Below are 25551 nucleotides of genomic sequence, written 5' to 3' on the forward strand. Positions count from 1 at the left end.
GTTCCTTCCTTAGATGCTTGTTTCTCCATTATATCCGGAAGGAGATTTGGTGGATGTGAATTTTTTCGGAACGTTGTCGGGGAGTGGGATGTCTCTGGTATACGAATTGTTCAGGAGGCGGAGAAGAAAGCTTTACGGCTTCCATACATCGGAAAATTTCCCATAAGAAAGGCCGTCCCTCATGAAAGCGGACGGCCCCTTTATTAGCGAAGCTTTGAGCCAAGTCTCTTGAAGATTTTTCCGACAGCATTCGCTTTTTCATACTCGATTTCTTTAATAAGGTCCCTGAATTTTAGTTGGCGGATTTTTTTCAGGCGGCTGCGGTATTCCTTGTTTTCCCATATCGGATTTCCTTCACGGGAAAGATAGTTTTTCAGGACAAGCAGGAGGGCTTCATTGTCCCTATACTGGAAGACAGCCCAATGGATAAAGTCCATTGTTAATTCGTTGTTGGCTTGCTTACTGATGAAGCGGAGCATGTCTGCAAAAATAGGAACTCCGTCTGCATCGAAAGCAAGGGCTACGAGAGGAAAGTCTGCTTTGCCCATCTTCTTTGAAAGAATGTTCCGGAGCGCTTCCCTCGCTTGCTCCTGTTCCTTCCAGGAGAGCTTGTCAAAATCGCTGATGTCCCTCCTTATCACTGCTGAGAGGACTTCCAAAATGCTGACTTTTGACATTAGTTCGCTGTTGAGTTCCTTTTTGTAGGAAGGCGGCTTCTGGCCAAACAATAGTGTAAATTGCTCAATTTCTTTAATGGTAACCTTCCGGGAATCAATCGCTTGCAGCAGGTTTTGCAGCATAAATTCTTCGACCTGCTCCGTAAACCTTGAGATGCCGCCGATGGATTGCTTCATTTCCTGAACAAAACGAATTGTCTCAATTACTGTGTCAAACGGTGTACGCGCACCTTCCAGAACGTCACCCAGTTTGTTCAGTACCCATCCCGCCATTACCGGACTCTCTGCAAGTGGCGGCGCCAATTCAAGCGTATTCCTCAATTGATTTAGAATATCCTCAAGCCTTGTGAGCGGGCCGAACCGGCCTGATAAGTAGGAAGCGAGATGCTCCTCGAGATTTTCTTCATCAAAATGGTTCAGCAGCCCGCTTAAATAGACAGAATCCTGTTCAAGCACCGACCATAGGCCGGAAATGGACGGTTTTCCAAGATGATATTGAAGCGTATCGACAATGAATTGCTCAACGGCGTGATGGTGGATGTGCCCTGAAAAATCCAGTGCCAGGCGCAGGATTTGCGGCGCATCCTCATGGTCTTCCGCCCGTTTTTCGAATGCAAGCAATGCAGGGAACATCATTAGTAGTTCCCGCTTCCTTTCTGTTTCGGCAGACAGGAAGTGAAGGAGCGCCGAAAGCATGCCACGACGATTTCTTTTATAATAAAAGGTGTTTTGATTTTTATAGTCCGCATAGATTGCAGCCAGGCTGTAATAGTTGGCCATTTCGAGCTCTTCGTTCGGGACAAGCCCTGAGAGTGCTTTTTCACAAAAAGCAAAGAACTCATCCATACTCCGGCCTGATTTCTCGTAGGCCGATGCGAGTTCAAGAAATTCATGGGTCTGGCCGCTGATGTTGACACCGGTTACGCTTCCTGCAGCGAGGTCGAACAGGTACTGCTTGTCGAGCTCAGGGCTGTTGCTGTTCAGGATGTCCCTTTCAATAAAAGAAACATGTATGTACTTCCTGCTTTCGGCCGCGCTTGAATAAGTGGTTGCTCCAAGCCTTCTCCGGACTGGATAGGGAAGGTAGTGGGCAATCAGCTCAAGCAGCTTCATTCCATAGCGGGCATACTCACGGACGTCACAGCCGAGTGAAATAAACACTTTCTTCTTGCCTGTTGCAGCTGAAAAAACAGCAAACAGCAGCTCTTTGAAAAGCTGGTCGTTCAGTCCAAGTGCCGAGAACAGACTTTCTCGTTCGGAAATGGCGTCTCCTTCTTCACACGGAATATCGAACAGTTCAGCGAGCTCGAGCGGGTAGTCCGCAGAGTAGTTGGTCTGGAACCCCTTGGCCCTGAAAAGCTTTTCCGGTTTTTCGATAAAAATCTCCTTTTCGCTCCTGGGAACAACATAGTTATGGACAAAGTAGGTGCTGCGCTGGCCGGTAAAATCAGCTGGCACATAGACAGATTTTCCAATCACGATCTCCCCTGTTTCGGGCTGGAAAAAGGTGATGATTTCCGGATAAAGGGTTGTATCTTTTTCCCGCCGTCTTGCCAGGGCTGCGGGCGGGTCGTATGTACAGAACGAATGGATGGTCTTTTTAACAAAGTTCTTATCAAGGCTTGGTGAAATCGAGACGGTGTCATACCCATCCGATTTTAAAAAGATGCCTCCTCGCGCTCGAGTGTAGTATTGCTGCTGAATCATTGACTGCGGCCTCCTTCAATATAGCCCAGCTTATGAAGAAGCCAGACGAACGGCTCATCGACCCTGATCGGGTTGATGACCCCGGTGACCTGCTGGTCGATTGGATTGCTGCCAAGCGCGGACACCGCGAAATAAGAGGCTTCATTGAAATAGACGTCCATCGTATCGACAAACGGACTGTCAACCTCTTCGAGAAAGCGGCGGACCTCGCCATTGATATTTTCATATTCGTCCAAGTTAAGGAAATCTCTGTGAACGACATTCCGGAATACATTGCTGTTCGGGCGAATATAGTCGCCATCCTCTTCCTTCAGGGCATGAAGGAGATCGCTTTTGGTGAGGACAACTGCTGTCGGGATGCCGGTCTTGCCATTATCCTCGTGGGAAATGAAATTTTCATAAAGCGAAATCGCAACATCGCGCGGGTCTGCACCCTGTGCGACGACTTCGCCAGGGTTTTCACCCATTTTAAAAAGCAGCCTGCTGCGAATCGAGCGGATTTGCATCGGGTCGACGAGGAACAGGATACCTGCCGAGTTTTTAATATGGGCGGCATGAAGTTCCATGTAGTCGGTATCGGTCATTGCCTCACCGGCAACGTCAAAGAATACAAGCGTCAGCGGGGCTTTCGTGTCATCCTTGAATTTGAATTGAAAAATAAGCGGCTCCTGCCGTTGGGTCGAGCGGGTCGAAGTAAGCAGTTCACCCTCCTCAAAAAGCGGGAGTTCATAATTATTCCTGAAGCGCTCGCTAATTTTATTATCAAGCGGAATACAGGCAGCATTGAAATTCCTCGCTGTTGTATTCTGGATTGTATGGATGAGCGATGCCAGGTAAACCGATTTGCCGACGGACGTGGCCCCGACGAACGAGACAATATTGCTTGGGAATTTTCCGGCCGTTGATGGCAGGTTGTTGTGGCAGTTCGGGCAGAGGCGTTTCCTTGTCACAACACTGTATTTGTCGGAAATCCCGGTCAGGACGTTGTCTGTGTAGATTTTATTTTCCTGGGGGATGGTTGCCGGGTTGATGACAGCTTCCATGTCGCCAGTCCGGTCGAGCTGGAATTTTTCCCTGTAGTCGCTCAAGAGTTCGTCTTCCTGGAGCATATACGCTTCATCGTCTGTCCGGTGATGGGCGGCCCGGAAGACGACCTTTTCCGGATGGAACTTTGAAAAGCAGTACGGGCAGACAATATCATAATAGGCGGGCCGTTCCTTGACTGCCTTCTTTCCGCCAAACAGTTCTTTTAATTTTCCAATCATCAGTTCTCCCCCTGTTCCGGTATCAGCTCGAAATGCTGCGCCGATTGTTTGCCATTTGTAAAAAAGATACGAATATAATCATGTTTGTCCAGCGGGATTTCCGGCTGCGGGTTGAGCCCTGGCTCGAAATCATGCTGAAACGTATAGACTCTGCCATCTTGGAGGGAAGCAGGCGGTTCCCCGCTTTTTTTTACATAACAGATGGAGTCCCTCGAGACTGGGACCTCGGCCCTTATGACAATCTGCGCCTGTTTTCTCGAACTGAACAGCTTTCGTTTATAGTGAATCGAATAGTAAATCTTCGCTTTTCCGGATGTGAATGTGAGTGTATTCCGGTCATTTTCCTGCTTAAGCAGCTGCAGCGTACCTTCCGTCTTAATGGCGGGGAATATCCGCACTATGTATCTGCCAATGGTGTCTGCCTTTGTTGTATAAGCTTTCCTCGCTTTGTACTCTTCTCGGGTATACAGCTTAAGGTGTTGTTCGGTTAAATCTTCGGCGGGAAGTGCGGCTTCGGTGTTTGCCTTGTAAATGTAGACGAAGTCAATCCCTTTCGGCCACTGCCAGGTCAGAACGAGCTCCCCGTCACGGAGTTCGTGCTGCAGGTTGTAGATTTCATATTCCGTTGATGGGATCTCGGCCCAAATCATAGTGGTCCTCCTTTTTTGGGTAGGCGGTATTTGAAACTTTTTCCGGCCCTTGCATGAATGTGGCTACGCTCGCAACGCCTGTTTATTCAGCTGATGAACCGTTCCGTTTTCTTGAATGAGGGTCTCGTTTCCACTAAAACCCCTTCCGTTCATGTCCGCCTTGCACGCCATAGCTTTTGTCGTGTATATCCGGGCCGCCGCGGCGCATCAGTGAGCCGCTGCTGAATTTTTCCCGGACAGGGATGATCAGTGTTCCGAATCCTGCTACGATGGCCAGCAGGATATTCGATGCGAGCCTGATGAAAATTCCTGTTTCCGGGATGAGTTTGAACCCGATTTCCACCAAAAGTCCAGCGAGCAGTCCGCAGCCGAGTCCGGACAGCGTAAAGCTTTTAGCAAGAAAGCGGTTGTCAAACACAGCGCCTAGCGCAAGTCCGATCAGGCCGCCAATCAATGTGTAAAACAGGACTCTGAGCACCGAAAGCCAGGTGCTGTCAAGAAGCGGTCCGCGCCTTTCGTCAACGAGCAGCCGGTCGGCGTTGTTCAAATAAATCGTTTCAAAAACGTTCGAAAGTTCATCGGCATTTCGTACGTCATAATAAGCTCCGCCGGTTTCAGCAGAAATATCCCGGAGAAGTCCGGAGCCTTCAATGTCAAAGCGGCTCATGCCGATCGTGTTCACAGCAATATCCGCATCCTTATACGGCTTCAATGCTGAAGGAAGATTCACTTTGCTGTAACCGTCCGAAAACAGGATGACCATCGGCTTCCTGCCGCTTTCTTCATTTGCCTTAATCTCATCCATTGCGGCCGCCAGCGCTGCTTCAATATTCGTTTCACCGACTGCTTGAAGCTCGCCAATCCGTTCCACTGCTTCGGCCCGTGCGCCGCTGTCCGAAATTGGGAACATCTGCTGAGTAACGGCTGCCTCGTCATTGAAGGAAATGACCGCTGCCCGGTGGGTATCCTTCATGGTGGAAATCAAATTCTGTGCAGCCTTGAAGCTTTTGCGGTCAGGGTCTGTATTAAGCATGCTCTCGGAAATGTCGAGGGCAACAACAATGTCATCAGGAGGCATTTGTTTTGATAAATTGATTGAATACAAGAATTGAAAGAGTGTTCCTGCTAAAAATAATAGGATAAACGTCGCGGGTACGAGCACTTTCCAGGAGAAGCCGGCGTATTCAGTGCGCCAGCCCCGGCCATTAACCACGGGTGAAATTAGTTCGGCAAGCAGCGCGAAAAGCCCGACAAGCAGGGCAAGCACGCCAAAATAGATGCCAATCAGAATCGGGCTCGGTACAACTCCGTAAAGGCCGGCCAGAATGAATTCCCCGGCAACCGTACCGGCTATGCCAGCCGCGATGCTAAAGATGAGCAGCAATAAGCTGAATTTACGAATGTGCATGATTGCTAGTCTCCCTGCTTTTCAAAGATTCCGGCTGCGCCGGGGTGGATGTATAGTTTACTTTGTGACAGTATTAAGATTTGTTTAGCCGGGTTGTGTTGGCAAGGCTCATTTTAAGCCTAATCTCTACCTAGTATAGTAAGCCGTTTGATTGCGATTTCGCTTATCTAAGCTTCAGTGGCCGTCTGATTTTCGCCTTCCTTGGCCACCGTTTCCGCCAAATAATCCGGATGCAGCCCGAAGCCCATTTTCCGATAGCCATCATAGTACTTCATATTGTTCCGCCAATACATGAGATCAGATGAACGAAAACCGCCTAACAGGGACAGCTTTGCGATGCCGCTGCTCTTTTTCTGATGAATGCAGCCAACCTTGTATTGGCGAAGGTCACTTTCCTTACCGACCGCGTACTTGACGAAGTTTGAGTAAAAGTCACCGAAGAAGTATTTTTCCTCGTATTGATGAGGCGTCATTGATTGCAGCTCAATCTGGACGGACGATTGGGAAAGCAAGCGCCTGTATAGCTCTTTAAATAAATCTTCCTTTGACAAGATATCCCGATTCCCATATTCAGTCTTTGCATTTGCCCGCTCCAGCAACTCGTCCTCGAAGCCGCGATGGAATTCGTCTTCAGTTAGAATTTCGTCCGAACAGATAGCCAGAAGCCTCGCCATGAATGCTTCCAGTCCCTCCTCCAACTTGCCGAAGAAGCGCTCCTGGGCAAGGAATGAAGTTCCCCTTCTTTCCTTCAGCCTTTTCACGACTGCTCCTACAACTGTTTCATAGTATTCAGGAACATTTTTTCCAAGGTATTGGTCGGCTTCATGAAGGCTATCATTAGCAGCTTCGGACAAGATTTGGCCGGCTTCGTTTAGCAGGGCCATGGTTCTCGCAAGCTGCCTGTTTTTTCCAATCAACGCTTCCTCATATTGGGTTAGAATCTCAAGCCTTGCGTTTAGGGCAGCCTCCGCAAGCTTTGCCCCGTAAATAGCGCTATATAGGTACTCAATGAAATTTCTGATGTTCTTTTTATCCGAAAATGGGAGGTGGATTTTCTTGAAATCACTCATGTCCACCGTTTGCATGTAAAGCTCCGAGACTCTGTAGCCCGCCTCCTCCGCCTGACGCCTTGTTGAGCTTATCAGCTTTCTTACTGCCCTTAGTGCACCTTCTTCGTTTTCCTCACTCGTCCAGCTGTAGGCGCAATACAGGCCATAACTGTTGTTATCGACAATACTGCTATCAATCCTGGCATTCAGCCGGGCCGCAAAATCCTTTTCTGCGAGGGTATCACGAAGCGGTGTTTCAACATTTGCGGTAAAAAACCTGCGGGCTGCCTCTCCGGCTATCTCTTCCTCTGCATCAAGGACGGTCAGCCGTTTGATAGCAGAATATGAGCCAGGCAGCTGGATTAAGATCGACTCCATATCGGCGAGGATTTCCCTGCCTGGCATAACTTCTGCAACCAGCCTGTTTAGGTGTTCCTCATCCAGTCCAAATAATTTCAGGATCCGCTCCTGAGGCTGGCTGGCCGCTTGCCGGAACGAATCCGAGGCTATTTTGAAAAAATGCCATGCTGCATGCAGGGCAATTGTTCGATTCGGCCGTTTTACCTTGGAAAAAGCAGCGCTCGTATATGCAGGCGTATGTTCATTTCCCTGGACGGCTTTTCGGAATTGCTCATTGTTATACGAGTCCATATGTTCATCGTACTCGGCAATGATTTTTCGGTTTTTCAAGAGATTGATATAAGAGATGATTTCGCAATTTTTCCAGTTTGCTTCGGGCAATATCCGCCCGTTTTCGTCCTTGTCGCTCAGCAGGTAAGCAAGATTGAATAGCGGAAACCCATGTTGATGCTTAACCGGCAGCCTTAAATCACCTGCGGCAAGCTGGATGTCCTTTTCAAAACTGAAATTTCCGGATTGATAATAGTCCAGCTCCTTCAGGAAGCTTATGCCGAGCGAAGTTGCAAAGTCATCGCCTTCGTACTTTTCTTTTATAAGCCCCAAAAAATCAACCTCGACCATCTTAAACGAATCGTTGAGGATGCTCCTGAATAAAAGCGTCAGCTCGGGAACAAGCGCATTCAGCGGATCATCGATATGGGTAACGACAGAAATAGTGACCTTCTGCAGAGAGGTGTACAGCCTTCCCTGCTCAGCAACCTTGTTCGCAAGCATGCGGAAGGACCGGTTCAGCTCAATGAGGACAGCTTCATCATGGTGGAACGCCTGATACACTTCCTGCCTGGCATTCCTTTTGTCCTCAGGAGCTCCCGGCATTTTGACGGACACCGTTTCCCTGTAGTTTGCCGGACTAGTCTGATACGCATGGAAATACGCTACACCAGGGGAATTGTGCCAATTCACATCGTTGATTTTGGCTGTCGCCTCCAAAGCCCAGCCGGCCTGGTCACCAATAAACATGAAAATGACTGGGTTGTTGATGCTCCGCTGTTCATCCTCCGCGCGATTTCGTTTTTCCTGCCGGCCTGAATAGTCATCTATGTATTTCTGAAGCACCCTGTCCATGCTGTCCCTCCTTGCTGCTCTTTTTTGACTGGAGCCGGCCACAAGGCATGTGCGTTGCGGCCGTTAATCCATTGGGTTTATAACTTTCTATTTTTTCTTTTTGATAAGATGAACTTATTAGTTTTACATTTGATTTCCGCTTCAGGCGCTTCGCTTTCCGCGGGCGGCCTGGGAGCCTCCTCGGCGTGAGCGCCTGCGGGGTCTCCCACTGACCTTTTCTCCCGCAGGAGTCTTCGCGCCTTCCGCTCCAATTATATTAGATTCTTTAGTTCATCTTATATAAGAGTTTTTTCGATATTTGATATCTGCCCAGGACACTTCCTGTGCTCGAAGCTTGTTTTATCCTTGAACTCCTTGCTCAAGTACACTTTTACTTTCCTCTCACAGGGTTTAGTCCTTGACGCCTTTTCCACTGAAAATATAGGCGCTCCCCGCTATCCTGAATTTACCAAATTAGCTATCGAGAACCGTCCCTCTTAACGAGAGCTAACTCCTTTTAGGGAGGTGAGCATGTTGTTAAGGGTGATCATGGTGTCTTTGTAGAAGGTGTACATGTCTTCGCCTTCCATGTAGTCGTCGCGTTCGTAGTCTAGCTTGCCTTTGTTGCGTTCGAATGCGGAGGCGAGCTCTTGCAGGGTTGCGATCAGCTCAGTGGCATCTTCGCTTTGGGTCAGTTCATCGCGACGCCTGGCTGCTTTGCGGACGAGCGCGGTTTTGCGCTGCTCGTTAAGAAGCTGGAATGACTTGAACACCTCGTACTCAACGAATTCAGGGTTGCTCATTATGTTCGCGAACGGCTCCCATGGGTCTTCTTCAAGTTCCTTGTCGTAGACGTAGAGTGCACCTTTTTTCTGGATTGTCTTCGTATACATCGCTTCAATGTATTCCTTGAGCAGCTGTTCGCGGCTGCGCTGGCTGTCAATGTAGGCTGACAGCGTGGCAATTAATTCCTCAAGAGCCCGGTATTTCTTCACTTCTTCCTTCATCCGGTCGACTAGGCGCGGCGAGCGGATAAAGTTTTCTTTGGCCATCATTTCGTTGATGCTGCCAAAGATGTCAGTCGCAGGTTCTTTGGCAAGGCCGCCGTTGAACAAGTCCTGAAGCTGCCTAACAAAGCGCTTCAGCTCGCCAATGCTGGTCTTTTCAAGCTGTTTGGGGTCAATATTGCTTTCAAAAAGCAGTGCTTCGACCGAGAACGACTTCGTAAACACACAGGCATAGCGTGCGCTGGAATTTGTATCTATGTCCTTCTCGACAATTGCCCCGTATCTGCGTGCCTCGTCGAACATATTTCGGATCCGGTTGTTGTATTCGCGAAGCCTTGGATTTTCATACGTATCGCCCCATGACTGCTCAGGAATTGGTGATGGCAAGTATGCCCAGTTCACTTTTTCGGTCTGGACAAGGTGGCGCCCGATGCCTTCTTTATCAAGGATTGTGCTTTCGTATGCGGCTTCATAGTTTTTAAGCGGCGTATAGGCGAACAGCGGAATTCCGTTCTTTGTATTTAGCCAGAAAATCCGGTTTTTCAATTCACTTTCTTTTACCGTAAAGCTTGCATGGCTTAAGGCAACACGCTGGTAATTCCGGATCCCCTTCAAAATGTTAGGCGCTTTGGCCGGAACGGACACAAATCCCCAGTGCGGGAAGTTGAGATTGCCAATCGAGTTTTGCAGGTCAAACACTGGCAAGGCATCATTATCAAGCTGGCGGGCAATTTTTTGCTCAATGATTTTGTCAATCGGCTCATCCTCGCCGTATTTCAGGCGCAAGAAGTCTTCCATCGACTTTGTAATAAGCTCGCCGAACTGCTCGGATAAAAATTCGGAAATTGAGCCAATGACATCAATATCCGTTTCCTTCACCCAGTTAACGGAGCGCTCTACCAGCATTTGCGACCATTCGCGGACAAGCTGCTCGCCGTCCTTTGAATCAAACATTCTCTGGATTTCCCGCGCGACGTCAGGAACAGACACAAGCTGCCAATAGTAGGTAACCTCGTTCGCAGTCTTCACTTCTTGGCCGTTCACCAGGATGTCGGCATTCTTTTGGAAAATTCCTTTCAGCGTTTCAAGGATTTCGCGGTACACATCATAAATCCGGTTGTTCTCGTTGTTGAGGAGCTGGTACAAATCCTCATAAAACGTGATCATTTCTTCAATGCGGGCCTTGTCGGCGCGGGCATAATATTCATTGCGCTTCGCCTCGATATAGGCGTTCTTTTTCTTTTCTTTTGAAATAAACGCGCTCCGTGCATCCTCAAAGCGGCCATACGCATAATCCTGCTCTCCCTGGATATCGCGCGGCAGGCGGGCGAGCCGGTCCTGAAGCCCGGTAATGTACACCTGAATCGTCTTCAGAAGGCAGAAGCCTTTATTTGAATATACGAGTTTTGAGGCATAGATTGGCCCCTGTTTCGGATTAAGGAAAAGGCGCTCCATTTGGGCTCGGAACTCTTCGACGATTTCCCCTGGTAGCTGTTTCGTGCATTTCCGATACTGGTCCTTTGCCTTTTCCAAGTAATCACGCGTCAATTCCTCATCAAGGTTAACGATTTGCTTGATGACATTGTTATAGGAAAATCGTTCTGAGTTCTCATAGCCCGAGAGCGGTTCCGGCACGCGCTCATTGAAGCGGCGGTGGATGGAATCCGGGTCGATTCGCAGGCGCTCTGCGAACTGGTCAACATCATTCTGGTCCGGGTTCGCGTCGAACATTGAATTCATTTTTTCAAAAAGCTTATAGCCGACGTATGTCGTCATTTCCTCAATCGGAATCTCAGCGAGCGAGGCACCGATAATGTTGTACTCATAGTTGGCAGGGTACAACTTTTGCATATTGGCAATGTTGGTTCTGATGTTGCTGATATAGTCATGGATGGCAAATTCATCGCCGGTTTTTTCTTCGTTGGCCATAAAGTTGGTAATATTCTCGGCCGCCACATTCATGCAGTAGTCATACGCATTTTCAAGAAGCTTGCCGTCAATATTCGTTGCCGAAATCAAATGGCACAGGTTAAACGGCGGCATCGACGAATTCACCGTAAGCGCGCTGCCGTACTGGGCCTGGAAACGCTCTTTGCGCTCCTCGGCGTTCATCCAGTAATCCAGCTCCTTAAGTGCTGCAAAGCCGTTCTTCTGGATATAGTCCTTTGTCTGCGTATTCAGGCCGCGGCGGGCAAGGTTGACGTCCGGGGTGAACAAATAGCCGAGCAAATGGACGCGGTCAACACCGGCCGGACCGAATTTCCTTTCAATAATCCCGCGGACAATATAGGAAATGTCGAGATAGCTGCCGCTCCCGGTTCCTCCGGACAAGCCTGTCAGCAGGAACACATACAGCTTTTTATTCGTTCCTTCAAGCAATGCTTCAATTTTGGTGCTGATGCTGTGGACAACCTGATTGATTTTTGTAAAAAGAAGCAGCCTTCCTGCCTGGCGGACACCGGAGGCGCCGTTAATGCCGTCTGTGATTGTCAGCTCGGGTGAAAGCCAGTCGGTTATGTAAGCCGGCAACAGGCTTCGGCTTTGCAACGTCGCGCCAATCTGTGGATTGGACAGGAGCACAAATTCCTTGATCGGGTCGAGGCCGATGCCTTTGTGCTTTTTGTTGATTTCCGTTTCATTCGTTTCAAAGGCCAGGTATTCAATATTGTCGGGTTTCTCGGCTTTCTTTTTCGTAAGCGGGTCCTGAGGAAGCTTGAATTTGCGGTTGATTTGATATTTCAGGCGCAGCAGCGCGTCAATTCCGGTTCCGCCCAGGCCGATGACAAGCATCGGATTGTCAATCGTATCTACACGTATTTTATCGGAGACGATTCCGCCGCCCATTGATACATCAAGCTGTTCAATATGCTCTCTAACGCTAGCTTTCATTATGTTCTCCCCTTTGTCTGAAGGTTAACTTATATATTCAAGATAAATAGATTTATTGACTTGTTTCAGGACGATGCGAAGGCGGTCATTTTTCCTGATGTTCAGTCCTTTGGACGCGTCAATCGCACGCCCGCCTTTTTCAATCGTGGCATTTGAACTGTTAATAAGGACAAGTGAGTCGCCCGGGCCTGGTTTTATCTGAATCGAGTTCGTCTCCGCGAATTCAGGTGCGAGTGACAGCAGCTGATGAAGCTTGAACCTGCCCTTGAACACGTTCAGTTTCCGGTATTGCGGGCTGGTACGCTCGCCTGTATCCTCATCCTTGACCTCCACAACCATTTGTCCGCTGAAGCCTCGGTTTGCTTGCTTTGCCCTCGTAATCAGGAACCAAATCACCCCAAGCAATACAAGTGCGCCAAGGACGCCGAGGAGTACAGTCATCCACGGAAACGGCTCCTCCGGCTGAGCTGGTTTTGCGGCTGCAGGTGCGGCCTGGGATTTCGTTGTTGATAGTTTCAAAGGCTCGCTTTCTTTTGTAAAACTAGCGTCCTCTGCCCTGGCAACAATCTCATAGTTGCCATCTTCCGGGATTTTATATTCACCGCTAAAGCCCGAATCGCTCGAGGCAAGCGGGACTTCCTCTGTCTTGCCAGTATCCGTATTTTTGACCAGGAGCGCACCTGTCATGGGTTCATAGAATTCCTTGCCTTCTACTTTGTTTCCGCTGTCCATAAAAGAGGCTTCAAATTTGACCGTATCCCCACTTTTATACGTTTTTGCACCCGCAGCGGAGAGCGTCAGCTCGAGATCATAGTTGAAGACGAGATTGATATCGATTTTGTCCTCCTTAACACCCTTAACGCTGAGCGTCCAGTCGCCTGCAGCCGGCCTGATCAACTTCAGCATCGTATAACTTTTCGACTTTGATAAAACGACATCGTCGGAAGGGATTTTAACCGCCTTGCCGGACTGGTCGATAAGCTTCACATCAACAGGCTTCGAGGACATGATGGAAATGTTCCCCTCAAGAACGCTTTCGTTCGGGACATTGATTTTGATGTCCTGCCATTCGCCGTTCGCAGTGAACTGGTCGACAGGGACAATTTTTAGCTTAAGATGGTTTGCAAAAATTTCACTTAGAATGCCCGGCAGGCTGTCAGCACTTTTCGTTTCGAAATATTTTCCGCCAGTACTGTTAGCAATGTTCTGAAGCACCGATTTATTAAGCGTGCCATCGGCGTTCAAGCCAATTGTATAGACGGGGTAGCCTTTAGCTTTGGCAGCCTCGACCGCTTTTTCCAAATCAGCGTCGGCATCTTTCAGGGTCCTCGGCTTTTTTTCATCGAGGTCGTTGTTTCCGTCTGCCAAAAGGACAATCAGCGGAGCGTAACCATCCTCGTGCCCGACGTCGAGAACATTGACAGCCTCCCCTACACCTACAGAAATATCTGTAAACGGATAGCGCCCGACCGAATCAATGAATTCCTTCAGGATTTTCTTGTCTTGTTCAGAACTAATTTTGACAAGTGACTTTTCGCGGATGATCTCGTCTGTATAGGCAAGAACACCAATTTTATCGCCCTCAAGAGAGGACATATCGATGAACATCTTCATTGCCTCATTGCTTATTTTCCCGGGGTCGCTGTCGAGCATCGAACGGGAAACGTCGACGACCAGCACACCTTCAATCCGATTTTGGGAAGTCTCGGCAGCAGCCGGCTGAGCCAGGATGCCGACAGTAAGGATAAATGCAACTATTAAGCTGAAAATCTTTTTATACATAAGCGTGAACCTCCGATGCAGTCCAGATTCGACAAAACTAGTATTTTCTTACCATTTTACCACTAATGGATGATTTTACCCACAATGAAAATAAATAGAAATATAGGTTACAATTGCTATAATGAAAAGACGAACGTAAACGGAAAAAAGATACACTTCGCGGGGGGAAATCCATGTACAAATTATTTTTCACAGCGTTCCTGCTGGTGATTGCGGGCCGCACACTTTGGATTCTTATTGGAAACAAGCGAAAGACAGGCAGTTACCAAGACCTTGACGAGCGGCTTGTTAAAAAGCTGAATGAAGGTGAGTTCCATGGCTAAGCAGGCTGTCCAGATTTCCGGGAAAAAGCGGACCCTCCATCTTTTTCAAAAGCTGAAAATGTGTAAAAAATGCAACCGCTATTCGGTTTTGAAGGATGAGACGTGCCCGAAATGCGGTTCAACCTATACATACGCCGAACAACTGGCAAGATCCTTATTCCGGACGAAGCTCCTGAATGAGGCAGCGATGATTTTAATTCTCGTATCACTCGGTATCATCTTTTCGACCACACTCGACTCACTTTATTACTGCCTGATTGCCGGGGTGCTGTTTTGCATTGGGTATGTGGTGATGACCGCCATGTTTCTGAAAAGCGAGTACTATTTACAGCTCGAGAAACTGCTTGAGTCAGATTCGCTGCGGATTCAGCGCGGCATCATGTTCGACAGCGAACAGGCACGGATCGACATTAGAGAAAACCGGGTTGCCGATGCTTACGATAAGCTGACTGAAATCAGCGATTTTATTAAAAATGACCAAATTCGGATACGGCGCATCATGGCATTGAATGACATCGAGCTGCGGAAGGATATGGAGCTTGAGCTTGACTCTCTCGTCCCGTCCGCCTACGACAAGGACTTCATGAATTATGCGCTCGAGGCCATCCGGCTTGACCGTTCACTTGTCACAAGGAATGTGATTGGCTACTTCATCGATTACCGGTACGAGATTGAGCGGGATTTTGGCCTTGACGCACTGATCAATGTGGCCGGGTCCGCGGTTCGGGCAAAGCTGTACATCCAGGAGTTCGCCGGGTTCCTCCTTGAATTCCTTGAATATTTGCCAAAGGACCGGCTGCTCCGCCTATGCCGGATTTTGGAAGCTGATCCGGAGGAAAATTGGGGTCCGTTAAAGCTAAGGGCTCGGCAGACCGCTGAGCGGAGGTTCGGCTTTGACCCTGAGTTCAGGGAACTCTATAGGACGGCGGTGCCTGTGCAGTAGCTGGACGGGTCGCGTAGGAATCTGGGTGAAAATACAACAGTTGGGCGTTGGCCCGTTTTTTTAGAAAAGCTGGCATTCGCCCGCATGTTTGGCGAATGGCATAGCTTTTCTTATGCGTTAGGTAAGTATAGATTTATACTTTCCTATTAGCCAAAAAAGAGAGGATCTTGGAAATGTCTTTTCGTAATCGTTTGACTTCATATAGAAAGATGAGCCTGTCAAGGAACATGCTGCTGATTATCCTGGCTGTTTGCCTGGTTGGGGTAGGGTCGAAAATTGTCCTCGCGCATGAAAAGATTGCGACTTTTAACGAGGCGGATGCGCTTTATGCTGCCGGCAAGATGCGTGCGGCCGAGGAGAAATTCCGGCTCGCTAAGCTGAATGTGTCGGTCCGCGACCACAATGATGTGATCAATACGCGTCTGGCAGAGCTGTCGCCGATTCGCGAGATGGTGGAACAACTGGATGAGCAGGCGGCAGATTATATTGATGATGATAATCTGGCCGGCCTGGTTGAAACGGAAGCCTCCTATCAGGAGCACCGGAACAAGTGGCAGAATGGGACGCCTGCCGAAGCTGATATGTTTGGCGAGATGATTGCTTACACCAAGCTTGATCAGGATTTGAAAAATTATTTTGTAAAGCAGATAGAGAGCCTGTTCGCGAAGCTCAAGGGCAGTCTCCATGCCGATGAAGAGCTGACTGTGTTCAACAGCCTATCAATGATTCCGCCTTCGTATTACGGAGGAGAATCGAAAAAAGTTTCCACTATCGAAAAGAATTTTACGGCGTACTTTTCCGGAAGGCTTGATAAGCTATTGACTGCCGAGTCGTTTTATCCGGCTGTCCAGGAGGGCGAGCGCCAGTTTGACAGGCTGAAGGAATTCAAGCTGGAATCGCAGTGGCTGTTTGATACGCTGGACAGCTTTTTGCTTGGGATGCTAACGGGTCCTTTTGATGAGAAGGACTATAAGACATTTGTTCACCGCGCCAAGGATTCAAGCGACCTTGAAGCTGATATGAAGGATAGCAATGCATTTGCATTTAGGGCTTCGTCTCTAGCAGGACTTGAACGGACAGCGCGGCAGCTTGCCAGCAATCATAAGTATGAGAAAGCGATTGAAATTTATACGGCGCTCAGTGTGATGACGGATTATTCAAAACAGATCGCGGCACTTGAGAGTGAATGGGATCTTCATGAACCAATCCGCGTTCTGAAGCGAAAGTATCCGGATGAAAAGTTTGTTACGGTCATTGACGGCAGGAATGGGTTTGAAGCGGACAGCTATCTTGCGGCCATTTCCGAGGGCGGAATTCTTTATTTTGGAAAAATTAGCGGAGGTTCTGCTGACGGAGATGCGGTTGATGGCGATTGGGATGGAAATGGAATCGCCGATGCGGATGAGGACAGGGATGGTAACGGAGTTCGTGATGGCAATCAAGATTCTGACGGTGATGGAGTTCCGGACAGTGAGGAAGATAAGAACCGGAATGGGATACCGGATGCGGACGAAGATTCAGATGGCGCGGGGACGATGGGAATTCGAAGGGTCAGCATGGATGTCGTGACCAGTTCGGAGCCTGTATCGCTTCCAGTTAAGAAACTGCAGTTCTCCACCTCGTTTGGTTCGGGCCCGAATCCGGTGATTTACTTTGAGAGTGGCTCACAAGTTCGTGAAAACCGCTATGTTGCATATGAGGTGCGAAGCGAAAACCTGGCGAAGATTCTGGATATTGAAGCAGATGGACTGAAGGCCGAATCGGCTGAAGTGCTGATCGCTGACAATCCGACAGGGGACGGCGAGGGCAAAAGGGCGTACTTTGCACTCGATTATGACGGGTATTACGCATTTGATAAGGTGCTCGTCGACTATGTTGATATTGATGCCGTCGACCTGGCAAGCTATAAGGGAAAGAAGGTCCGTTTAACTGAAACGGTCGAGATTGTTAAAGACGGATACGGCTGGGCAAAGGTGAATGAGGTGTACGATGAGGAGCTCGGCCACTGGGTGTCGGAATACGTTTTAATTCAATGGAACGGCGAATTGACCCCCTACTGGAGCTATACGTTTATAGGCACCTATACAAAAAATGCCAAGGTTACGGATGAAAATTTGTTGGAGCGCAGCTTTCCGGTGCTCGTAGTTGAGGAAGTTGAATAGGCTGGAATAGTGAAATTTCATTTGGCCAGAGAAGCCGGCAGTGGGAATGGTGATGAACTATGGAGATGGCGATGTATGTTCTTGGGTTTTACGCCTTTGTTCTGACAGTGGAATGGATGCTGCGGAAGCGATTTGAGATTGGCCATGCGGATTGGGGTTTTTATAGACCCATTAATTCTGTTCACAAAAGGATTGAAAGGTTAATCCTGCTATTGTTTATGATTGGATTATGGTTTTTTAAAGGGTCAGCGCCATTTTTCATTATCATCGTGTTATTATCCATGCTGGTTCGGACATTTATGGAATGGAAGTATAAAAAGGAAAGCAAGGAATATCTTTTAACTCTATTCTCTGGGTTTAATTTCTTGTTGTTTCTGTGGATCGCGAGCCTGCTGGGGTTTATTTAATCAAAATAAAGAGAGAGGCTGCCCATTGGGTCAGCCTCTCTTTCATTTTACATTGGGTCCATAGAAAAAAGTGGTCTTCGCATCCTTCATTGAAGACGGGAACAGCTCCCTTTTGCACACCACTTCGTTTAGTCACGCCACCAGTCATCGAACATGTTTGCCGGTGTATGGCGCTTATGCTCAGAAATGAGGAAGCGCTTTTCAATTTTCGCAGCGTCCTCTTCTGGAATTTGCTTTCCTTCGAGGTAATCGTCGATCACGTCATAGGAAATGCCCAGCTCGGTCTCGTCAGACTGGCCAGGTTTTTGGTCAAGCAGGTCAGCTGTCGGCACTTTCAAATACAAACGTTCAACAGCACCAAGCTCAATAAGTAGTTGCTTGCCCTGGCGCTTGTTCAGGCCTGTCAGCGGAAGCACATCCGCCCCGCCATCTCCATGCTTTGTAAAGAAACCGGTCACCGCCTCGGCCCCATGGTCGGTCCCAATCACCAGCAGCCCATCCATTCCGGCAAACGCATACTGCGCAATCATCCTAAGTCGCGCTTTTACATTGCCTTTCTGGAAGTCAGCAAGATCCTGACCTTCAGTAGACTTGTTGTACTCCTGCTCCATCGCATCAACCGTAGATTTGATATTGAACACATACTCCTCATCCGCTTTGATAAAATCAAGCGCCAGCTGAGCATCGTCTTCATCATGCTGTACACCATATGGGAGACGGACTGCGACGAACTTCGCATGACGGCCTTCGGCACGGAGCTCTTCAGCCGCAAGCTGGGCGAGCTTCCCGGCAAGCGTCGAATCCTGCCCGCCGCTAATTCCGAGCACGAATCCTTTTGCATGCGCCTTAATCAAATAATTTTTCAGGAAATCTACCCGTTTTCGGATTTCTTCCTTCGGGTCAATCTCAGGTTTCACATGAAGTTCGGAAATAATCCTTTGTTGAATGCTCATTGCAAACCCTCCTACTAATACATCTAATTTCCTTATTCTATCATGGCTAAAGGGGACGGTTCTACTTGGTCTACAGAGAGGGCAATCTCTTTCTCCCCTGCTTTCGCCAACCCATCGTAAAAGATCGTTTTTTCTGCTAATCATAACCTAATTAGATTAAACTCCTTGTGCACACGTCAGATTAATCTATTTGAATGGTTTCAGTGAGCAACTCTCTTTCCGAAACCTCTCCACTTTGCAGGCTTCAATGGCACTCGAAACTACCTTCTCCTTCGGGCTCAAATGATAACCGCCCCCGTACACCTAAAGCACTCCCGAGAAAAGGCGTGCGAAGGATTCCTTCATGCGGTTCCAAAGGCCGCGTTTGTAGAATTCAACGGCGCCGATTCGTTCTGAATCCTCCATATCCTCTTCATAGTGCGCAACCAGATCACGGATTGAGCTTGTCCCGTACAGGAACACGTTCACCTCGAAGTTGAGGTGAAAGCTGCGCATGTCCATGTTGGCAGTCCCAATTGACGCAAGGTTTCCATCAATGATGATAACCTTCTGGTGCAGGAATCCTTTTTTATACGAATAAATTTCGACGCCGTTGCGGAGCAGCTCGGAGAAATACGAGCGAGTCGCATATTGGGTCAGGAAGCTGTCGTTTATTTCCGGGACCATAACCCGTACCTCAATCCCTTTGGAAGCAGCAATCCTAAGCGCCGTCCTAATCGCTTCATCCGGAACAAAGTATGGTGTCGCAATCCAGATTGACTGGGTTGCACCTGCCATCATTGCATAGTAAAAATCACTCATGATGCCCTGCTGCGTATCCGGTCCGCTCGCGACAACCTGAATTGCACCATCGAGTGTGCCGTCGTCAATCGGATACTTCTTCGCATGTTCATAATCGAGGACCTTCTCTCTGCTGACATACTCCCAGTCGAGCAGAAACACTGTATGAAGCGTATAGACCGCTTCCCCTTTCAGCATCAAGTGTGTGTCGCGCCAATAACCGATTTTGCTATCGAGGCCAAGGTATTCAACCCCGACATTCAAGCCGCCAACAAAGCCGATTTTTCCATCAATAATGATAATCTTCCGGTGATTGCGGAAATTGAATTTCTGGTTAAAAAACCCGAATTTAAGCGGAGAGAACGGCAGCGCCTTAATTCCGGCTTCTTTCATAACACGCAAATCCGCTGACGACAGGCTTAAGCTGCCTGCCGCATCATAAATGAACCGGACCTCGACTCCAGCCTTTGCCTTTTCAATTAAAATATCAATAATCTCCTTGCCAAGCCGGTCCGAACGAAAAATATAATATTCAATGTGGATGAACGACTCGGCTGCCCGAAGGTGTTCAATGATTTGCCCAAACGTCTCTTCGCCATTTTTCAAAACAACTGACCGGGAAGCAGTTGATATCGGTGTCATGGCAGCTTTGCGGGCAAACTTGGCGAAATTCTCCTGATTCTCCACAAAAAACGTCAGGTCCGGCGATGTCTCCGAGCGCATCATCCGCTCCCACTGATTCCGGTTCAGCTGCCTTTTATTCTTGAACAAGTACCCCTTCAAATAAAGCTGGCCCGAGTACAGGTAAAAAATATAGCCCAGCACCGGGATGAATACGAGCACATAAATCCACACAAGCGTGTGCGGTGCCGAGCGGTTTTCCAGACACAGGGAAATAACACTGACCAGGATAATTCCCGCATATAATAGCCCGCACCCCAGCTTCCACCAGGGTCCAATGTTTGTATACACAATCATATACAAACAAACGGTCAGTGCAATCACAAATACAAACTCAATCCGCCGTTTTAACATTCTCTTCTCTCCGTGTCCAATGCAGTCTACTTTCCCTATACATATACCCTTTATCTTTTGCAAAAAAAACATATGCCAACCGTACCCTGGCCAGCGCTCACTCAGGGAAGGACGTGCCGGCCTATTTTCTACATACTCAGGAAGGAAAACCGAACCCGGACAGCGAAAGAAATATAGTTGCCAGAAAGATTGGTCTGTGGGCTTGTTGAAACTCTGAAGATTGAAATGAGGGATTACAAATGGGTTTATTTTTTATGACAGCAACAGAAACCGAAATGGAAGAAATCTACGAGCTTGCCGGGGTAAACCGCCGCGAGGCTACCAATCATAATGCTGAAGACAACCGCGAGCGGATGATTGAAGCCTATGAGCATTCAGCTAAATACGGGGCTTACTTCCGCTGCCTGATGGATGGTGAGACGCTCGTTGGCTGGGTGTATGTTGATAAAGCCTATGATTACCTGACCGGGGATGAAGTCGGCTGGATTAGCGATATTTTCGTCAAGCCAAAATACCGCGGGCGCGGCTATTCCAAAATGCTAATTGACGAGGCCCTGAAAGAGTTCAGGGAGAATGGCTACCAGGAAGCCGGCCTGAATGTATACGTCCACAATGAAGTTGCGATGAAGCTCTATGAAAAAATGGGCTTCCGGGATGTCAATAAATTCATGAAAAGACCGTTATAAGAAAGAGGCAGGGAGATCCCGGCCTCTTTCAGTTTTTTAATATGAAAGCACGAAAATTCAAGCAAAACGACTCAAAAGTTTTATTAATGACTTTGTCACTGAATTTTTCACCACAAAGTCACTTAGACCTTTTATTAATGACTTTGTCACAAATTTTTTCAACGTAAAGTCACTTAGAGCCTGTTTTAGTGACTTTGTCACAACTTTTCTCTCTGCAAAGTCACTTAGATCTTTTACATTTCCCCACGCCAAGCCAACATCTATGCCCCTGCATACCTCGCAAAATACGATTTTGCTTCTGACAGGTCGTTTGTTCCGTGAACGAGGACACGGCCGTCTTTGAAAAATACCATCGAAACTTTCTCGTCAGGCTGGAATTTCAAAAGAAAGGGATTGGCAGCTGTCACTTTGCCGGCTTCCTTCAAAACGGCAGCGAGCTTCTCGAGCTCGACCCCTTGCTTTTTCCGCGGATTAATTTGGACGGTGTCGCGTCCGCACAGGGCTGAAAAAGCAACCTGCTTGTCGGAGGACCTGTCCAGGAAATCGAATTGCTTGTGAACGCAGCATGGGCATTCCGGGTTGCGGCCTTTCGAGATGTCCATTTGCATGGCCGAGTTGTACCAGATATCAATTTGCTCGAGATTCGGATTGTGCGGAGCGCCAACAAGAATTTTCAGCGCTTCCATCGCCTCGAATGAACCAATGATTTCCGTGATTGGCGACAGCACCCCGATCGTATCGCATGTCTCTCCAAGTCCGGTCTGGGCATCCGGGAACAAACAGCGATAACACGGCGTCGTGCCCGGAATAATGGTTGCAAACATTCCCCGCGAGCTGACCGCCCCGCCGTATACCCACGGAATATTAAACTTTACCGCAATATCATTCATTAAATAGCGGATCGAAAAATTGTCGGTCCCATCGACGATCACATCGACATCGCCAAGCAGTTCCTCGGCATTGTCGAGGTTCACATCGGCAATCACCTCTTCAATTGTAATCTCCGAGTTGATAGAGCGAAGCTTTTGAGCAGCCGCAACTGCCTTAGGTAAATTTTTTCGGGCATCGTCCTCTGTGTAAAGCGTCTGGCGCTGCAGGTTTGACAACTCAACAAGATCACGGTCAATCAGCCTGACAAACCCGACCCCGGAACGGACGAGGTGGTTGGCAATAACCGTACCAAGCGCTCCCATCCCGACGATTGCCGCCCGGCTTTCGAGCAGCTTTCGCTGTCCTGCTTCTCCAATCGGCTTAAATAAAATCTGGCGTGAATAGCGTTCCAATCCGTTCATCGTATCCCTCATCTCAAAAGTGTTCTGTTACCTCTTACTATAGCTGTCTGTTGTCCTTTTTTCGAGCAGTTTGAAATTTCCACATATTGTGTAACGGCTCATATCTAAGCCAAAAAGGCTCATATATGCGCTAAAATGGTTCAAATCTCCAAGAAAAATAATATTCAAAAAATTTCAATTTGTTTTAGTCAATAGGAGGAATATGACAATATGGTGTCGAATCTAATTAAACGTACATGCAGTTTTTAGGCTATTAGGCAAGTATACTGCCTAAAGCAAAAGAAAAACGTTACATTCGCTGAAACTACTTGCGAATGCCGGTTTTTCTAAGATTTGAAACTAATTCATGTAAGGGGGTAAGCAAATCAATGACTCTTGGCGGCTTCAAAAACAAGGAAGCAGTAGTTGATTTGACGAATGGCACAGTTGAGTACCGAAGCATCAACGAAGAAGATGCACGAAAGTACATTGGCGGGCGCGGGCTTGGGGTTAAGTACGTGCTTGACAACGGGCCGGAAGTGGAACCGCTTTCGGACGAAAATATCCTCTGCTTTATGACAGGCCCGGTAACAGGTTCCCGTTCCTCCATGAGTGGACGCCTTTGTGTAGTCACAAAGTCCCCGCTGACCGGAACTGTAACGGATTCCCATATCGGCGGCTGGACAGCAGCTCGCCTGAAGTGGGCTGGATTTGACAACGTTATTTTTAAAGGAAAAAGCGACAAGCCAGTCTACCTCTATATCGAGGACGGAAAGGCTGAACTCCGTGATGCTTCGACCGTCTGGGGACAAAGCACACGTGCAACCGTCCAGGCAATGAAGGACGAGTACGGCGCAGAAAATCTCAGTGTGATCACAATCGGTCAGGCCGGTGAAAACAAAGTCCTTTTCTCGTCGTTCATCAATGAACATGACCGAGCTGCAGGGCGCGGCGGTACAGCTGCTGTTGCGGGCTACAAGCTGCTGAAGGGAATCGTCATCAAGGCGGCCCAGAAAGGCAATATGCCAGTTCCTGCCCAAGCTGAGGAATATCAAAAAGCAAACAAAAAAGCAGTCAAAGCGATCCTTGAAGGCGGCTTGACTGCACCGAATAAAGGCGGCTTGTCCGTTTACGGAACAAACGTCCTCACAAACCTGATTAATGAAGTCGGCGCCCTGCCGACAAAGAACTCCCAGCTGACTAACTGGGATCAGGCTGAGTTACATAGCGGCGAGTATGTCAACAAGCACCTGCTTGTTGCAAACAATACGTGCCACGCCTGCCCTGTCGGCTGTAAGATTGAAGTTGAGGTTAAGGATGGCCCGTACAGGACACGCGTTGAGAGCTTCGAGTTTGAATCGTCCTGGTCGCTTGGCTCGAACTGCCTGCTTAGCGATGCAAAAGCAATCGCATACCTGATTGACCGCTGTAACGAGTATGGCCTTGATACAATCGAACTTGGCCACGCCTTCTCTGTCACGATGGAAGCTTCCGAAAAAGGCTTGATCGAAGAGAAGCTTGAGTGGGGCGATGCTGATGGAATGATCGAGCTGACCAGGAAGATAGCGTACCGCGAAGGCCTTGGCGGCGTTCTTGCTGAAGGGCCTGCGCGTGCGGCTGCCCTTTGGAATGCGCCTGAGCTTTCAATGTCGGTTAAAGGCCAATCGATTCCGGCGTACGACCCACGCGGCATCCAGGGTATCGGCCTTGGCTATGCAACGAGCAACCGCGGTGCCTGCCACCTGCGCGGCTACACAGTTGCAGCTGAGATTGCCGGAATTCCTGAGCCGGTTGACCGTTTGGCAGCTGAAGGAAAAGGCGAGCTTCTTAAAATATTCCAGGATCTGCTCGCATTCTCCGACTCTATGAACATTTGTAAATTCTCTTCGTTCTCCGAAAACGCCGAGCATTATGCTGAGCAATACAGCACCATGACCGGTAATACCTTGACTGCCGATGAAGTCATGAAGGCCGGAGAGCGGATTTACAACCTTGAGCGCTACTACAATAACCTTGCCGGCTTCGACAAGCGTGAGGATGACTTCCTGCCGAAGCGCTTCACCGAAGAGCCTGCGACTGGCAACAGCGCCGGCCATGTAAGCCGCATGGATATCATGCTTGAAGAATACTATCAGGTTCGCGGCTGGAGAGACGGCGTCGTTCCTGAAGAAAAGCTTCGTGAATTAGGCATCCTGCCAACTGCCGAAGCGCCAGGAACACAGTTGGTTTAAATCCTTTTTGAAAGATAAGATCGGGCTTCCGTGTGTGAATGCATGCGGGAGCTTTTTCACGTTAGGGGGATTGTGGATGATTGAAATGAGAAAAGTTGAGCTATTTGGGCAGGAGCGGACTGTCCGGATTTTTTTGCCAAAAGGGTATGGCGACTCAGGCGTTCGTTATCCAGTTCTCTATATGCATGACGGGCAAAATGTTTTTCGGGATGAGGAAGCGATTGGCGGCGGGGTTTCTTTGAAGCTCGAGGGGTATCTCGATGATGCTGGGATTGGCTTGATAGTAGTGGCGATTGATACGCCGCCTACGGTTGAAGATCGGCTTGACCAGTACTGCCCGTGGCCATGCGGCGAATACAGCCGGCTGCTGTCTGGCACGCTTAGCCCTCATGGCGGCAAGGGCGATGGCTATATTGAATTTATCGTCGGCCAACTGAAACCGCTGATCGACAGCACCTACCAGACAGCCCCGGATGAAACATTGATGGCTGGCTGCTCGCTCGGCGGTTTGATAACGCTCCGGGCAGCGTTCCTGTATCCAGGCATTTTCAAGCGAGTTGCCGCAATTTCGGGGGCTTTTTGGAGAAATCAGGAGGCTGTGGAAGAAATGATTACAGAATCCAAGCAGCTCGGAATTGAAAAAATGTATCTTGACTGCGGCACTACTGAAGTGGCAAATGACGAGCGCATCAGTGCTGGATTTCTGGAATCAAATCAGGCCGTGTACTCCTTGCTGAAAAATAAGGTAGCGGATTCCCGCTTCGAGGTCATTGAAGGCGCTGCTCACCACTATTCTTTTTTTGCAAAAAGAATGCCGGCGATACTGGGTTACTTGCTTTCATAATGTGTAAATTGAATGCTC

General features: G+C 48.6%; 17 protein-coding genes. 7 read left to right on the plus strand and 10 right to left on the minus strand.

Features of this window, described 5'->3' with window-relative positions:
- Positions 1-203: 203 nt before the first annotated feature.
- The 7 genes from A8F94_RS10815 to A8F94_RS10845 all read right to left on the minus strand — a co-directional run bounded on the left by A8F94_RS10815 (position 204) and on the right by A8F94_RS10845 (position 13898).
- Positions 204-2384: a GAP1-N2 domain-containing protein gene (locus A8F94_RS10815; RefSeq protein WP_066199613.1), complete on the minus strand. Its 2181-nt coding sequence runs from the start codon at positions 2382-2384 to the stop codon at positions 204-206.
- Complete coding sequence (locus A8F94_RS10820) at positions 2381-3649, minus strand: TRAFAC clade GTPase domain-containing protein (RefSeq protein ID WP_066199616.1); 1269 nt, start codon at positions 3647-3649, stop codon at positions 2381-2383. Before A8F94_RS10820 ends, A8F94_RS10815 begins: the two co-directional genes overlap by 4 nt.
- Positions 3649-4299 (minus strand): hypothetical protein, encoded by a 651-nt coding sequence (locus A8F94_RS10825; protein WP_066199619.1) that lies wholly within the window; start codon positions 4297-4299, stop codon positions 3649-3651. The genes A8F94_RS10820 and A8F94_RS10825 overlap by 1 nt, the downstream gene beginning before the upstream one ends.
- Positions 4300-4432: 133 nt before the next feature.
- Positions 4433-5707, minus strand: coding sequence for a vWA domain-containing protein (locus A8F94_RS10830; protein WP_066199622.1), 1275 nt, complete (start codon positions 5705-5707; stop codon positions 4433-4435).
- 167 nt (positions 5708-5874) lie between these two features.
- Positions 5875-8241, minus strand: coding sequence for a hypothetical protein (locus tag A8F94_RS10835; protein WP_066199624.1), 2367 nt, complete (start codon positions 8239-8241; stop codon positions 5875-5877).
- A gap of 476 nt (positions 8242-8717) precedes the next feature.
- Positions 8718-12116, minus strand: a complete 3399-nt coding sequence (locus A8F94_RS10840) for a tubulin-like doman-containing protein (protein ID WP_066199630.1) — start codon at positions 12114-12116, stop codon at positions 8718-8720.
- A 24-nt stretch (positions 12117-12140) separates the two neighbouring features.
- Positions 12141-13898, minus strand: a complete 1758-nt coding sequence (locus A8F94_RS10845; protein ID WP_066199633.1) for a vWA domain-containing protein — start codon at positions 13896-13898, stop codon at positions 12141-12143.
- Between the two features lie 173 nt (positions 13899-14071).
- On the opposite strand from A8F94_RS10845, the gene A8F94_RS25730 reads away from it, so the two are divergent.
- The 4 genes from A8F94_RS25730 (at position 14072) to A8F94_RS10860 (ending at position 17733) form a co-directional block, all read left to right on the plus strand.
- On the plus strand, positions 14072-14221 hold the full coding sequence (locus A8F94_RS25730) for a hypothetical protein (RefSeq protein WP_175384397.1): 150 nt from the start codon (positions 14072-14074) through the stop codon (positions 14219-14221).
- Positions 14214-15164, plus strand: a complete 951-nt coding sequence (locus A8F94_RS10850; RefSeq protein WP_066199636.1) for a hypothetical protein — start codon at positions 14214-14216, stop codon at positions 15162-15164. The genes A8F94_RS25730 and A8F94_RS10850 overlap by 8 nt, the downstream gene beginning before the upstream one ends.
- Positions 15165-15337: 173 nt before the next feature.
- Complete coding sequence (locus A8F94_RS10855; protein WP_066199639.1) at positions 15338-17326, plus strand: hypothetical protein; 1989 nt, start codon at positions 15338-15340, stop codon at positions 17324-17326.
- 59 nt (positions 17327-17385) lie between these two features.
- Positions 17386-17733, plus strand: coding sequence for a DUF4181 domain-containing protein (locus tag A8F94_RS10860; RefSeq protein WP_066199641.1), 348 nt, complete (start codon positions 17386-17388; stop codon positions 17731-17733).
- A gap of 128 nt (positions 17734-17861) precedes the next feature.
- Here A8F94_RS10860 and nadE read toward each other — a convergent pair whose 3' ends face one another.
- Positions 17862-18686, minus strand: coding sequence for an ammonia-dependent NAD(+) synthetase (gene nadE / locus A8F94_RS10865; protein ID WP_066199644.1), 825 nt, complete (start codon positions 18684-18686; stop codon positions 17862-17864).
- 303 nt (positions 18687-18989) lie between these two features.
- Positions 18990-20501 carry a cardiolipin synthase gene (gene cls, locus A8F94_RS10870; RefSeq protein ID WP_066199647.1) on the minus strand — a complete coding sequence of 504 codons (1512 nt, stop codon included), beginning with the start codon at positions 20499-20501 and terminating at the stop codon, positions 18990-18992.
- 239 nt (positions 20502-20740) lie between these two features.
- Here cls and A8F94_RS10875 point away from each other — a divergent pair, with 239 nt between their 5' ends.
- Positions 20741-21187, plus strand: a complete 447-nt coding sequence (locus A8F94_RS10875) for a GNAT family N-acetyltransferase (protein WP_066199650.1) — start codon at positions 20741-20743, stop codon at positions 21185-21187.
- Between the two features lie 260 nt (positions 21188-21447).
- On the opposite strand, the gene A8F94_RS10885 is transcribed toward A8F94_RS10875, so the two are convergent.
- A complete protein-coding gene (locus A8F94_RS10885; protein WP_066199656.1) occupies positions 21448-22479 on the minus strand; it encodes a ThiF family adenylyltransferase in 1032 nt (343 codons plus the stop codon).
- Positions 22480-22847: 368 nt separating this feature from the next.
- On the opposite strand from A8F94_RS10885, the gene A8F94_RS10890 reads away from it, so the two are divergent.
- Positions 22848-24689 carry an aldehyde ferredoxin oxidoreductase family protein gene (locus A8F94_RS10890; RefSeq protein ID WP_066199659.1) on the plus strand — a complete coding sequence of 614 codons (1842 nt, stop codon included), beginning with the start codon at positions 22848-22850 and terminating at the stop codon, positions 24687-24689.
- A gap of 76 nt (positions 24690-24765) precedes the next feature.
- On the plus strand, positions 24766-25533 hold the full coding sequence (locus A8F94_RS10895; protein ID WP_066199662.1) for an alpha/beta hydrolase: 768 nt from the start codon (positions 24766-24768) through the stop codon (positions 25531-25533).
- Positions 25534-25551 lie beyond the last annotated feature (18 nt).

It is taken from the genome of Bacillus sp. FJAT-27225 (assembly GCF_001685025.1).
In the GTDB taxonomy this organism is placed as follows: Bacteria; Bacillota; Bacilli; order Bacillales; family Cytobacillaceae; genus Bacillus_D.